Source organism: Helicobacter sp. 10-6591, from assembly GCF_003288805.1.
GTDB lineage: Bacteria > Campylobacterota > Campylobacteria > Campylobacterales > Helicobacteraceae > Helicobacter_F.
Genome location: NZ_NHYK01000002.1, coordinates 34,613 through 48,877 on the forward strand (window position 1 = coordinate 34,613; position 14,265 = coordinate 48,877).

Here is a 14,265-nt window from a genome sequence, read left to right on the forward strand (position 1 = left end):
TAATCGCCGGCTTTAAAATATCCTATATCACACCTTATAAGGCTTTGCTTGAAACGACATCTCTGTATGATTGTTGGCATTTTATTTTTGTGTATTTTCAACCAGCTTGATGCACAAGAACAATTCCCCTACATGATAGAAGTTGAAAATCCAAGCAAACCACAAGATTCTCTTATAGAAAATCTTTTGACAGAACCCACACAAGACTTAAATCCAAACATACAAACACAAGAAATAAGTTCCACACCTCTTGTCGATATACCCTCTCCTGCTCCAATCCCTAAGATAGATCTTTCACTAAGCCCACCTAATAACCCAACAGAGCTTGTAACCACACTCAATATCATCATTATCATCACGCTTTTGGTGCTTGCTCCATCACTCATTCTTGTGATGACAAGCTTTACTCGTATTCTTATTGTCTTTGCGTTTCTACGCACTGCACTTGGTACGCAACAATCTCCTCCCACACAGATTCTCATTTCTCTTGCTTTGGTGATTACATTTTTTATAATGGAGCCTGTCGCGACGAAAGCTTATGAAGCAGGGATAAAGCCCTATATCGCTGAGGAAATTTCTTATGATGAAGCCTTTGTACGTGCAATAAAGCCTTTTAAAGAGTTTATGATTTATAACACTCGTGAAAAAGACATAGCACTTTTTCTGAGAATCCGTAATATGGACAATCCACAAACAATTGATGACGTGCCCTTAAGTATTGCTATTCCTGCATTTATGATTAGCGAGCTTAAGACTGCATTTTGGATAGGATTTTTGCTGTATCTACCATTCTTAGTGATCGATATGGTAATAAGCTCGGTGCTTATGGCTATGGGTATGATGATGCTCCCACCTGTAATGATTTCTCTGCCTTTTAAGATTCTGGTTTTTGTACTTGTCGATGGATTCAATCTCTTGGTAGGTAATCTCGTTGTAGGGTTCAAATAATTTGTTTTGTTCTGCTTTTGGTCAATGCGGCGGATGCAGTAAATTTCTTGATTACGACTTCCAACAAAAAATTCTAGAACTCAAAACCCAATTTAGCATACAAGATTCTCTATTCTATGCCTTTAGCTCGCCAGATTCTGGCTTTAGGGCGAGAGCAGATTTTAGATTCTCCCACTTGTATGGAATGCTTAGCTTTGCTACCAATAGTTTAGGGAAAAATGAACGTGTGAAAATAGAATCTTGTCCTATTCTGCTAGATTGCATACAAAGACTTATGCATGAGCTTTTGTATGCGCTTAATGCTCTTTCACCTCTACACATCTTGCGTGACAAACTCTATGGTGCGAGCTTTTTGGCAAATACTAATGAGATTTTACTCACGCTTATTTATCACAAAAAGCTTGGTGATTCTTGGGTAAAAGCTGCCAAAGATTTGCAATCCAGCCTTCAAGAAAAGACCTTTATTATCGGACGCTCTCGAGGACAAAAGATTGTCTTAGAAAAAGATTATTTGCTTGATAACTTTAGCTCCTATTTGGAATCAAAATTCCAAACAAAGCCCACTACAAGCTCATACATTAGCGCTCCATTTAACCTTGATTCTCTTAAGGAAAATCTAGCAGAATTTCATTCCAAGCAATGCACTTTATACAAAAAAGAGTCGCTTTTCTCCCAACCAAACCCTTATATAAATGCACAAATGATAGCTTTCCTGCTTACCCAAATCCCAAGAATCTTTCCTGTTTGCAAACAATATGACTTATTAGAGTTGTATTGTGGAAGTGGAAACTTCACTTTGCCTTTAAGCCAAATTTTTCGTAAAGTCTTTGCCACAGAGGTTGTCAAAGATTCTATATCTCTTTTGAAATACTCCATAAAATTACACAAAATCACAAATATCCATATCGGGCGTCTTAATGCCAAAGAATGCATAAGCGCACTTAAGAATGAGCGCATTTTCAAGCGACTCCAAGACATAGACTTGCAAGATTTTTGTTTCAAAGCTGTGTTAGTAGATCCACCAAGAATGGGTATAGGTAGTAAAGATATGCTTACATTTTTAAGTCAATTCCCTTATATCATTTATGTGTCATGTAATCCACAAACTTTAGAATCTGATATGGCATTTCTATCGCGCACGCATAAAATTACGACATTTGCGCTATTTGACCAATTCCCCTACACTCCACATAAAGAATGTATAGCAATCCTCAGATTCCACTAAAACTCGCGTCTAAGTAAGAACAATGCTGCAAACAATAAGCCCAATCCACAGACAATAAACAAACTCATATTATGAGGATTTTGTATCGGGGCTTGCTTGTAGGCAAGCAATGATTGGATAGTTCTCTTGTCTTTGTGGTTGTATGCAAAATCTACAATATTAGGAAAATCCTCAGTCCATGAGCTTGGAGCACTGATTACAATCTTGCCTTCTAAATCCCGTAACAAACGGGAATCTCTCTCTATAACACTGCCTTGCTTGCTTGCAAACAGCCACAACAAAAGCTCACTGTCTGGATTCTCTAGTACTGGAGGCAAGGTATCCCCATCACTTAGAAGCACAATTTTTTGGCCATACAGACTTGCCATAGAAAGTGCGAGATTAAGATTGCTTGAGCCATTGTCAAATTCAAATAATCCTTGTTGTAAAAAGTTTCTGGGCACAGATTCCAAAAGAGCGCTTTGTGTCAAGACATCGCAACTATACGGAGAAAGTAGATAGGCATTTTGACCAAACACAATAATGCTGCTGCAAATTCGGGAATCTTGTAAAAAATCTGTAAGCTTTTTGATAGCCACTTCCAAACGCGAAGGGTAGAGGTCTTTGGCAAACATAGATTTTGAGATATCAAGTACAAATACCACGCGCTTAGAATCTGGCGCAGTATTTTGTACCATTACATTCATAAAGGCATAGAAAAAACAAACAAGACTGAGCAAAAACACAACCCGAGAATCTAAAAGTGCTCGTACACCTTTGAGCTTTATAAGCAACAATCCTAGAAAAATTATGCCTAAAACTATCATTCTGAAGATATCAATGTTTTGTAGAGAAAAAATCTCTCCCAAAAAATATAATCCAAAAAACCACCAATCCTAAAATCCCAAGCCCCAAAGGTAAGGCAACAAACCAATGCCTATAAGGCTCAATGACGCTATGTGGGATAAGTGTATTTAACTCATCATAGATGGTTGCTAATTCTCTTGAATCCTTAGCCAAAAAAGCACGCGCTAGGGTGGATTTGGCAATAAATTCGAGGCTTTGGTAATCTGCCCCTTCGCCAATACCAACCGAATAAATCTTGACATTCTTTTGTTGCGCAAGTGCAACAACTTCGCCACTGTTTGCGACAGAATCTGTATCAAAGCCATCTGTAAGCAAGAGAATACTTGCGCTATCTGTAGGCTTAGAATCTGGCACAAGAGTAGAGATTGTGCGCATCAATGCATCGTTTATAGCTGTTTTGCCCCCTGCCATACCAATATGCAAACTATCAATAATAAAATCCAAATACTGCTTATCTGTATTTAATGCATTAAGGATAAGACTATTTTCTCCAAAGGCAACCACAAGCATACTGTCATAGGGATTCTTAGCGATAAATTCTTTGCTGAGGTCTTTTAATACTTCTAGGCGTGTTTTTCCATAAAGATCCAAAGGTGTGCTATCCATCGAGTAGCTGACATCTATAACAAGCGCGATTTTGCTCTGAATCTTGATAATAGGGAATTTTTCAAATTCTTTATGTGGAGCAGCAAGTGCAAACACAATCAAAAAAATGCTAGAAAACTTCAGTATTTCTCTTAGCTTCAGCAAACCATAAGATGTGCTCATCATACGCGCATTGGCTACAAGAGCGGGGCTTTTGCGTAGAAATATATGAGCGCATACAAAGACAAGAAAGACTACAAAGGCATAAGGATAGGCAAAGCTCATAGAATCTTACAAAGCTTTTTGTAAAGGACAAAAACCTCATGATTAAGCGCTGGAGGGTTGTAGCTGTATTTATAAACATCAAGCTGAGATTCTATCTCTAGGGCTATCTTATAGGCCTCAGTGTTTTGGCGCAATACTCTTGGATAAAGCGAGCTAAACGCAAAGGCAAATGCTTTGGAATCTCGAGTGTTTAGGGATATCAAAGTCTTTTTGTAAGGGTTATGCATAAATATGACAAACACAAATGCACCAATGCATATGACACATACTATGACAGCTAGCAGCAGAGATTCCCACGGGGTTACTACCCCAAAAATATCATCAAACATTAGGGCTTGAAATGTCGTAAAAGCAAGAATGCAAACGCGGCCACCAGACATACGATTCCAATCGTGCTAAAAGCCTCAAAATACCCAAACGGTTCGCTCAAATCAAAATATTCCATTTTCAAATCCCACTCACCTAATTTCAAAAGCACTTTTACAAACAACCTCTTGTTTTTATCACCTCTTGGCAACGCGCACAAGGAGTATCCTGCTCTTGTGAGACAAACTGCCAACAACGTGGGCATTTATGCCCGCTTGCACGCACGATAACAAATTCATCTTTTGTATTCTGGGAATCCAGAACAAATTTTCCCAAGACCTCTTTGTTTTCTTGCTCTGTATATAAACCTTGTTCACTTACAATAAGCCAATCCTTGAGTTCGCTAGATTCTGTATGAGAAGTTAAAATACAAAGCTCAAGAGAACTCTTTACAAGCTTTTCTTTCTTGAGCGTATCTAGTATCTCGCCAAACTTCTCTCGTATCCGCATAAAACGCTCCAAATCAAAGGAGCAGTCATTGACATACTCGCTCAGATCAATGTTGCGTAAATCAAAGACATCTTGCATGCCAGTTTTTAGCGCACAATCCATACAAGAAAAAGCTTCATCTGCTGTGTAAGTAAGGGTTGGCGCAATCACAAAAAGGAGTTTTTTGAGGATTAATGCCATAGTAGTCTGAATCGATTTGCGTCTAGGAGAATCTACACTGTCACAATACAAGCTGTCCTTACACAAGTCCATATAAATCCCGCTTAAAGTCGTATTCACAAAACCCATCAAAACGCTAAAGCCCTTAGCAAACTCATAATCTCTCAAGAGTGCTAGTGCATTCTCTAGCTCACTTTGTGCCAAAGTAAGTATTGCATTATCAATAGGAGAATCCAGTGCTACAAAAGCCTCCAAACCTTCTGTGCTAGCGAGCAAAAAGCGGATTGTGTTGCGGATTTTCTTATACTGCTCGCTGACTTGTTTGAGAATCTCTCTTGAGATTCTCTGGTCGTTTTGGTAATCGCTTAAAACCACCCACAAACGCAAGATTTCGCTTCCATATTCCCTAAGTATCTCGTCTGGAGCGATCGTATTGCCTTTGGATTTGCTCATCTTCTCGCCATTCCCATCCATCGTAAATCCATGTGTGAGTACGGCCTGAAAAGGTGCTCTGTACTCTAGAGCACAAGATAATAATAATGAACTCTGAAACCACCCTCTATGCTGATCGCTTCCTTCCAAATACATACTGGCAGGATAGCTCCCAGCATCATATTTTGGATTCTGTAACACTGCATTCCAAGTACTACCACTATCAAACCATACATCTAAAATATGCTGCCCTTTTTGCAAAAATGGAACCAAATGCTGATGGCTTACAGGGAGCAAATCTTTTATATCTCTTACCCACCATGCAGTAGCACCCTCGTTTTGAAAAATCTGTGCGATATGCTCTAAAACTTCGGAATCTAATAGCACACTCTCATCACGTGTATCTATAAAAAATGCAATAGGCACGCCCCAATCGCGCTGCCTTGAGATACACCAATCTGGACGATTTTCTATCATGCTAGAGATTCTATTGCGCCCAGTTGCTGGGTAGAATCTCACATTTTCTAGTTCTTGTAGTGCAATCTGGCGCAAAGTCTTGCCTTCAAAAAATGGCTTGTCCATAAGAATAAACCACTGCGTTGTAGCACGATATATCACTGGTTCATGGGAACGCCAACAATGTGGATAAGAATGCGTAATCTTGCTTTGTTTTAAGAGATTCTCACCCAAAAGCTCTAAGATACGAGGCTGGGCTTTAAAGACATGCTTTCCAATAAACTCTTGGATAAACTCCTTTGGCAACAAACCTGAGCTTTCTATTAATTCTGAGAAACATCCCTTATCATCCACAGGCATAATCACTTCTAAGCCATATTTTAAGCCGATGTAATAGTCATCCTCTCCATGTCCTGGTGCAGTATGTACAGCACCACTGCCATCACTTAAGCTCACATGCTCTCCTAAAATAAGCAGAGATTCCCGAGAATTGAGTGGATTTCTGGCCTTTAAGTATTCTAGATCTTTGGCGCTAAATTCTCTTGTGATTGTGTCTAATCCCAAATCATCTTTGAGTTTCTCAAATAACCTTTTAGCCACAATAAGGCCATTTTGACTCAAGGCATATGTCTCATTTGGGTTGAGAGAAATAGCGACATTTGCTGGCAAAGTCCAAGGAGTAGTAGTCCAAATGACCACACCTGCAGGATTCTCTCCAATCCCTAAGACCTCTTTGGATTTACTATCAAGCTCAAAGCGCACAAAGATAGAATCTGAAACCTTCTCTTTGTATTCGACCTCAGCATCTGCTAAAGCAGTCTCACATGCCCAGCTCCAATAAATAGGCTTTGAGCGCTGTACTAAAAGCCCGCTTCGGGCTATGGAGCAAAGTGTGCGATAGATCTGAGCTTCAAAAGCAAAATCCATAGTTTTGTAGGGATTTTCAAAATCTCCCAAAACTCCAAGGGCCTGGAACTCATCGCTTTGGATAGTCACAAAATTCTCAGCCCATTCTCTGCAAAGTCTTCTGATCTCTGTTTTTGGTAGAGAATCTTTTTGCGCTTTGCCAAGATTTTGCTCTACTTTCTGCTCAATAGGCAATCCATGACAATCCCAACCTGGCAGATAAGAAATATTCTGGCCAGCAAAATAATGTTGCTTTATGACTATATCTTTAAGAATCTTATTGAGTGCGTGCCCTATATGCAGGTGTCCATTCGCATAAGGTGGGCCATCATGGATATTAAAATGCTCTTTGGCATCTTGGTTACGCATTCTGATATGAGAGTAGAGGTTGGTTCGTCGCCAACGTTTATAGGTAAGCGGTTCATTCTGGGTGAGATTCCCTCGCATTGCAAAACTTGTATTGGGCAAAATAAGCGTGTCTTTATAATCCATAAACTACCTTTATGATGAGTTTCTAAGCCTTGCGGGATTGTATAAAATAAACTTTAAGTTTTCGCTTTGACTTTTTGCAAGGTTTTAAACAATGTATCCTTGCCTTGCCTGTAATCAAGCTCTGCTACTTCCTCTAATACCTTTACCACCGCAGCGAACAAATCTGGAGGCACATATGAGCCTACTTCTGTAAGAGCATACAGTTCTCTTGCAAGAGGGGGATTCTCTAATATCCTGACGTTATTTTCCCGAGCAACTGCCTTTATGGTGATTGCAAGTTCATCTATACCTTTTGCGACAATCACAGGCGGCGTACCAAGTCTTAGCTCTTCATCGCTATAACGCAAAGCCACAGCATAATGGGTTGGATTTGTAATGACTACAGAAGCTTTTGGCACTTCTTGCATCATACGCGAACGGGCGATTTTTTGTTGTATTTGGCGCACACGAGCTTTTATCTCGGGATTTCCCTCGTAGCGCTTTGTCTCATCTTTGAGCTCTTTAACACTCATACGCAGGCTTTTTGTGTATTGGTAACGCTTTATCATAAAATCTGCCACCGCCATGACAAAAAACAAAATAAGCAAGATTCCAATCAGAATAAGTGCCTTTTCTCGAAACCATAGAATCTGCTCATACAAGTTAAAGCGTGATACCATAGGCAGCTCGCCAAAAAAACTCACAAAGACTACAAACCCAATAAAAAAAGCGATACAGACCTTAGAGGTAATCATACAACCATCAAGGATTTTCTTTAATGAAAGGATGTTTTTAATGCCTGTAATTGGATTTATCTTTGAGAGCTTAGGACGCAGGGCCTTAGGAGATAAAATCCAGCCAAACTGCCCAACATTTGCTGCTATCCCAATAATCATAAGTCCTATGAAAATTGGCACTACCATCGCAAAGATTTCATACCCTATGACAACAAAAATCCCCAAAAGCTCCTGAGCATTAAACTCCTCTATACTGAAAAATGTGGCTATGTATTTAAAAATATTCTTACAATCTTCTATCCAATAAGGAATCATAAAAAAAAGCAGCGCTAGACCACTCAATAAAACAAAGAATCCGACTAACTCTGGACTTTTGCTTACATTGCCTTCTTCACGGGCTTGAGCTATTTTATGCTGCGATGGGGCGAGAGGTTTTTCTTCATCAGCCATAAATAAGCCTCATAAAGTCTTATTGCTCTCTTAAAAGCCAATCATAGTACGCAAAATAGTTTTTTGATTTGTTTGGTTTGAGGCGAGAACCTAATGGTTTGTTTGCTGCAGTGATACGAGAGAAAAATGGCGTCGTGGCTTGTTTTTGCATAACACTAGAATCTGGGAGAGATTGTGTGCTAAGGATTGTAAAGCTCTGGCAATCAAGCACTTTGACAGCTTGAGAGTCCATAATGAAAACTAAGCCTATACTGTATCGAGGACAGAAAGCTTGGAAATGTTTTTTCTTTGGGTCATTGACACTTGTTCGCTGCAAAAAAGCAGCGAACAAATCAATATGCATAAACTGTATCTTGGGATTGTTTTTAAGAATGAATTGGTAAGCTTCCTGATTTGGCGCAAGAGCAATAGCGCGATTATAAAAACTACGGAAGAGTACTTCATCACCGACTTTTACTTCATTTATAGGAGTAGGCAAAAACTTCTGGTTCATAGCATGAAATGCAGTAATCTTTGCTCTTGCTTTGCCATCAATAATCTCTAGAATCTTTGCCTGTGCAATAATGACTTGGTGTGATTGGTTTCGTGTAAGTACTACACCACCTTCGCCAAGTTTCAAATTACCTGCTTTAAAAAATATAGAGTCTTGCTCAATAGATTCTATCTTCTGGCGCACTGGATCTGTCTCCAACGACCACAACACTCGCACAAGCAAAAATACGACAACCAAAATTCTCATACTACTCCCTTTAAGTCGTGTATTGTAAAAACCATAAAATTCCAAAACCCAGCGATGGCGTCTTAATAATGCTTTCTTCTTGCAAAAAATCCAAAAGATCTTCTCTTGCAATCTCAAAATACTCAATGACCTCGCCATCAACCCCTCCACCTTCTGAATGCTTATCTTTGGAATCTACGCGTGCATAAAACATATGCTGTTTTGCTCCGCTTGATCCTACAGAATTGCGGAAAGTATTGATTTTTTGTAGATTATCCAAGCCAACTTTATAGCCGCATTCCTCCATCACTTCCTCTACAGCAATCTGTTCTACACTTTTGTTTGGTTTATCCACAAGCCCAGCGCACAATTCATAGACATAAGCTGCTTTATTGCCTTCTCGCACAAAGACAGGTGGGCGAAACTGCCGCACGACTATCAAGCTGTCGGTTTCAACATTATGTAAAACTATAGAGACGCTATCATGCGACTTGATAAAATCCCATGATTTCTTATAGCCATTTTCCACATAATTCAATCTCTGCGGCTGGATATAAGGAGAATCTACACATTCAACCATACAAATATCAGTGATCGTGTTTTCTTTAGCATAAAGAGTAAGATGTTGTATCTTAGGATTTAACATTTATGCAACTATCTTAGTGGGATTGCAGAGCATTCTAAGCATTCTTGGTTTAATCGCACAACAATGGCTTGCCTATCCTCTGTAAGTTGAGCTTCTGCTATTAAAAAATCCAATTCACTCTTATAGGTATTTGCACTTGCCAAAAACTCTCGTTTCTCTTTGTCGCGCAATTCTTTCCTATCAGTTTTAATATTGCCTAGTGGATTAATAGGGCGATTATTTTTATAAACACCAAAATGCAAATGTGGTCCGGTGCTAAGACCTGTAGAGCCAACTTTTGCAATATACTGTCCCCTCTTTACGGGCCTACCTGATTGCATACCTGGTGCAAAGGAATCTAAATGTGCATAGATCGTTTTCAATCCATTTTCATGGCGGATCTCTATCACATTCCCATAACCGCCTTTCTTGCCTACAAAACTTACCACACCATTACCAGCAGATACTACCTTAGTACCTTTTGGTGCCGCATAATCCACACCGTAATGTGGTCTGACAAATCCTAGAATCGGATGCTTACGTCCGAGGGAAAATCTTGAGCTGATACGAGCAAATCTAATTGGAGCATAGAGTAAAAATCCTTCAATCTCTTTGCCACTGCCATCATAATAACGTCCATTGTTAAAGGAAAAAATATAATTTGGCTTTCTGTTTGTCTCTATCATTGCGGCTTGGATTCTCGGATTGCCAAGAGGTATGCCTAAGCGGTATTTGCGATCATAAATAAGTGCCAATTTATCACCTTTTATAACATTGCGACTAAAATTCACACTATTTTTATACGCACTCAAAAACTCATTTACCAAGCCCTTGTCATCAGTAAGCTCCATCAAATCCTGATAGGCAGATTTCTGGATTGCAAGCACAATCTGCTGCCTACTTTCAAAATACGCAATTGGTCTAAAGTCTATTTTATAAGAATCTTTGTAGCGAAAAATATGAATCTGCATGCCATCACCGATAGGAATAAGTGCTTGCAACAGATTGTCTTTCTCATCTAATGCAACAAAATATCTCACACCTGTATAAATCTCACCTGTAAGTTCTCTGTCCTCCGGACTGAGTTCAAAATAGACACTCGCTGGGATTTTGTATTTCTGAAAAAATCCAAAGAGTGTATTGCCATTCTCCCACACACCATTGTGTACCACCGCTGCATACGCACCATTTACGGCGATAAAAACCACAAGCAAGATCCGAAGAATTCCTTCCATTCTTTCCCTTTAAAACCTACAATCGACTATCTGTAATGTAAGCAATCCCGATGAAATTTTTTGATAAAGATTTGCCCGCAATCCTAACAAAAAAACCTCAACCAAAGCTTTAAGCTACTCTTGGCTATAATCGCTGCTTTGGGATATTTTGACTTAAAGAGGATTTCGATGATAAGGATTTGTCTTAATGCTGTGCTTGCTTGTTTTTTATTGGCAGGTATCACTTTGGCAATGAATTATTTTCTTGCCGAGCGCACAAGACCCCTATTAATCTCATCACTCCCAACACATTGGAATCTTAAAGATGATTTGTTTGTGGATTTTAGCGATGAGAGCGGGTTGCGTAAGTATGAGATCGAAGTTTTATTAGATTCCCAAGTACTTTATATTGCCAAAGAAGTAATTTTACGTAAACCAAAAACTTTCTCTATTCCACTTCCTAAGCCACCTTCTGACCTCAAAAACAAGACAACCATCCAATACAGAATCAAAGTTACAGACTGGAGTAATGCAAATCTTTTCACTGGGAACACAACAACTCTTGATTCTTTTATTACCATAGACACAATTCCACCACAAATAGAAGTGGTCGCGACTTCACCAAAAATCTCTCGTTCTGGTAGCGCACTGGTAATTTTTCAAGTCAAAGACATTGCACTGGATTCTTTAAAAATTAGCAATGGCAAAAACCAATTCCAGGCTTTTCACTACCAACCTAAAGGGATCGCTCTTGAAACAGACACACAGCTTTTTGCAAGTTTTATTGCCTGGCCACTCCAAAATACATTTTTTGAAGCCAGTATCACTGCCACAGATAAAGCGCTCAATACCACAAAAATACCCATAGAGTTCAATAAAAACCTCTCTGCACCAATCCGTAAAACAAATATCAGGTTGAAAGAAAGCTTTTTAGAATCCAAGATTGCAGAGCTAATGCACCAAATCGATTCTGAAAAATCCAAAATTTTAAAGAATGACAAAGAGCGATTTGTATTCATCAATGAAATAATACGACACGAGAATAAGATGAAAATCGCAGAAGCAAGCACTCTTATTACCTCCCATAAGAGCTATGTGAATGAGTTTGTGCCATTTGCTCCGTTAAAAAACTCAAGGGTAGTAGGATTTTTTGGTGATAAGCGTAACTATTACCTCAACAAGGAGCATATAAATACTGCAACACATATGGGGATAGATCTTGTAAGTACCAAACAAGCTCCTATTGTAGCTAGCAATGCCGGTTTAGTAACAATGAAACGTTATCTTGGTCTGTATGGAAATACCCTGATGCTCTATCATGGTTTTGGGCTTTCATCACTCTATGCTCACCTTTCTAATTTTTGCCTTAAAGTAGGTGATGAAGTAAAAACAGATGATGTTATAGGATATACCGGTTCAAGTGGTTGGTCTTTTGGAGATCATCTGCATTTAGAGATTCTCGTGCAAGGATATCCGGTGGCACTCTCTGAATGGATGAATCCAAAATGGATAGAAGAAAATGTCAATAATGTTTTCAAACTTGCACAAGCCAGACTCAGTAAATAGTACTATTGCTTCATACCAAGCAATGTATCTATCATTCTGTCAATTGCTGTAATAACCTTCGCATTTGCAGCATAACCACCCTGAAATTTTATAAGATTTACCATCTCTTCATCGATGCTTACTTGCGAAATTGCCAGATGTTCTTTTTTGATTGCAGAAAGCACAGAATCTTTGGTCTCTTTGGTTCGTTGGGCTTGTTCTGTTTGTGTGGCCACACGACCTGCGAGAAATTGGAAAAACTCAGTGATTCTCATTGTTTTTTTTTCAAGTTTATTTGTGTAGAAATCCACATCATCATATTGGAGTTGCTGCATCATATTTGCCACTTCAAAATTTCCATTAACAGGAGCAACCCAAGGACGAATAAGAGTAGAATCTTTAGCATATTCGCTATAGAGTGCAATATCTCTAGCACTAGATCCTTCAAAAAACTTATTGAGCCCAAATGCACCTGTAAAGTTGCTTCCATTATCTCGAATCCCTATATAGAAGCCTTTTGCAGGATCTTTTGCCTGTATGACAAACTCTTGTGATACATCATCAAAAGAAGCACTAAAATAATCATCTACATCATCAAGTGGGTTATTGTTTTTATTGTCGTCTGTGTTGGCATTAATTGCGTTTATTACATCATTGATTGTTGTAATGCGCTCAATATTTATGGTCTTTCGTACCATCTCCTCACCTGTGGTCGCATAAACTATAATATCAAAGCTGCCTTCTCTAATATTGTAATTTGTATCGCTCAAGGCATTTGTGCGCACAATATCTAACCTATCACTTTTTATAAACTTGGAAGCACTTTGTGAATAGATAGCATTTGTAGCCTCAATAAAACCTTTAGTAAAAATATCAAGCTGGTTGATATAATCTTGGATCTTACCTACAGGCGAACCATCAAAACCTGAATTATACAAAGCAATGAGAGAGCCTGCCTTGCCTTGAATGATTTTATCTGTAATATCAACATGCTTAAAGTCATTGTTCTGAAAATAGACCTTATTGAGACTAAGTGAGCTTTCGTCTTTGTTTGAAACAAGCGGATGGTGTATCGAGCCATCAACGATATTAAATCCACCGCCAACATTCAGTATATAGTCATCATCAAAATCCACGCGCATCGGATGGATAGCATAATCACTTTTTAAATGACCCTTAAAAATATTAGCTCCCATAAGCGCTTGTATATTAAATTCAAGTTCATCGCGTCTATCACGCAATTCATTTGCTTGCTTGAATTCTAGTGCATCTTCCATTTCTTTTAGTCTTTTATTGATTTCTGCAATTTCTTTTGCATTTTGATTCACTTCTTTGACTATAGTCTCTAGCTCATCGCTTGCCTTTTTTTGCAATATTTCTAATCTATGGCGCGTATCAACAATATTTTTGATTAAAGTTTGAGCATCTTTCGCAAGAACTTGCTTTTGTGCCGGATCGCTAGGGTTTTTTGCTAAATCCTTCCAGGAGTTAAAATACTGCTCTAAATCATTATAAATCCCTACGCCATCGATCTCTGGAAAAAATGCACTTGCTTCTCGCAAAAAAGTAAAATGTGTATCAAAAAACTGCGCTTCCTCGTTTGCGTTTCTATAACGCGAGAATACAAATTCATCGTGGATTCTGGCGATTGTCTCGATACTTACACCACTTCCAAGATTGTAATGTGGATGATAGATTGGCTTACCAGGACGGATAGATACTCTCTGTCTGCTATAAAACTCATCACTAGCATTTGAGATATTGTTCCCCGTAACATCCACCATTACCTGATGGGCTTGGAGACCTGTGTAAGAGGTATTAAGAGAAGAGAGAATTCCACCCATTTG

Annotated in this window: 13 protein-coding genes; 3 read left to right on the forward strand and 10 right to left on the reverse strand. The window is 38.9% G+C overall.

Annotated elements, in window-relative coordinates:
* Positions 1–48: 48 nt before the first annotated feature.
* Entirely contained in the window at positions 49–948 is a 900-nt protein-coding gene (gene fliP, locus CCY97_RS00910) for a flagellar type III secretion system pore protein FliP (protein ID WP_258456781.1), read from the forward strand.
* 1 nt (position 949) lies between these two features.
* Positions 950–2,173: a tRNA (uridine(54)-C5)-methyltransferase TrmA gene (locus CCY97_RS00915; protein ID WP_112063614.1), complete on the forward strand. Its 1,224-nt coding sequence runs from the start codon at positions 950–952 to the stop codon at positions 2,171–2,173.
* On the opposite strand, the gene CCY97_RS00920 is transcribed toward CCY97_RS00915, so the two are convergent.
* The 9 genes from CCY97_RS00920 to CCY97_RS00955 are packed head-to-tail and all read right to left on the reverse strand — an operon-like array spanning position 2,170 to position 10,894.
* Complete coding sequence (locus CCY97_RS00920) at positions 2,170–3,021, reverse strand: VWA domain-containing protein (RefSeq protein WP_112063615.1); 852 nt, start codon at positions 3,019–3,021, stop codon at positions 2,170–2,172. The two genes, CCY97_RS00915 and CCY97_RS00920, sit on opposite strands and share 4 nt — an antisense overlap.
* Positions 2,990–3,889, reverse strand: coding sequence for a VWA domain-containing protein (locus tag CCY97_RS00925; RefSeq protein WP_112063616.1), 900 nt, complete (start codon positions 3,887–3,889; stop codon positions 2,990–2,992). The genes CCY97_RS00920 and CCY97_RS00925 overlap by 32 nt, the downstream gene beginning before the upstream one ends.
* Positions 3,886–4,218 carry a hypothetical protein gene (locus CCY97_RS00930; RefSeq protein ID WP_112063617.1) on the reverse strand — a complete coding sequence of 111 codons (333 nt, stop codon included), beginning with the start codon at positions 4,216–4,218 and terminating at the stop codon, positions 3,886–3,888. The genes CCY97_RS00925 and CCY97_RS00930 overlap by 4 nt, the downstream gene beginning before the upstream one ends.
* A complete protein-coding gene (locus CCY97_RS08160; RefSeq protein WP_181562781.1) occupies positions 4,218–4,367 on the reverse strand; it encodes a hypothetical protein in 150 nt (49 codons plus the stop codon). The genes CCY97_RS00930 and CCY97_RS08160 overlap by 1 nt, the downstream gene beginning before the upstream one ends.
* Positions 4,368–4,369: 2 nt before the next feature.
* Positions 4,370–7,150, reverse strand: coding sequence for an isoleucine--tRNA ligase (gene ileS / locus CCY97_RS00935; protein ID WP_112063618.1), 2,781 nt, complete (start codon positions 7,148–7,150; stop codon positions 4,370–4,372).
* A 53-nt stretch (positions 7,151–7,203) separates the two neighbouring features.
* On the reverse strand, positions 7,204–8,316 hold the full coding sequence (flhB, locus tag CCY97_RS00940; RefSeq protein ID WP_112063619.1) for a flagellar biosynthesis protein FlhB: 1,113 nt from the start codon (positions 8,314–8,316) through the stop codon (positions 7,204–7,206).
* Between the two features lie 19 nt (positions 8,317–8,335).
* Positions 8,336–9,055, reverse strand: a complete 720-nt coding sequence (locus tag CCY97_RS00945; protein WP_112063620.1) for a plasminogen-binding N-terminal domain-containing protein — start codon at positions 9,053–9,055, stop codon at positions 8,336–8,338.
* A 10-nt stretch (positions 9,056–9,065) separates the two neighbouring features.
* Complete coding sequence (locus tag CCY97_RS00950) at positions 9,066–9,680, reverse strand: NUDIX hydrolase (protein ID WP_112063621.1); 615 nt, start codon at positions 9,678–9,680, stop codon at positions 9,066–9,068.
* Between the two features lie 8 nt (positions 9,681–9,688).
* Entirely contained in the window at positions 9,689–10,894 is a 1,206-nt protein-coding gene (locus CCY97_RS00955; RefSeq protein WP_112063622.1) for a peptidoglycan DD-metalloendopeptidase family protein, read from the reverse strand.
* Between the two features lie 168 nt (positions 10,895–11,062).
* Here CCY97_RS00955 and CCY97_RS00960 point away from each other — a divergent pair, with 168 nt between their 5' ends.
* A complete protein-coding gene (locus tag CCY97_RS00960) occupies positions 11,063–12,439 on the forward strand; it encodes a M23 family metallopeptidase (RefSeq protein WP_112063623.1) in 1,377 nt (458 codons plus the stop codon).
* A 2-nt stretch (positions 12,440–12,441) separates the two neighbouring features.
* On the opposite strand, the gene flgK is transcribed toward CCY97_RS00960, so the two are convergent.
* Entirely contained in the window at positions 12,442–14,262 is a 1,821-nt protein-coding gene (gene flgK / locus CCY97_RS00965; RefSeq protein WP_112063624.1) for a flagellar hook-associated protein FlgK, read from the reverse strand.
* Positions 14,263–14,265: the final 3 nt, after the last annotated feature.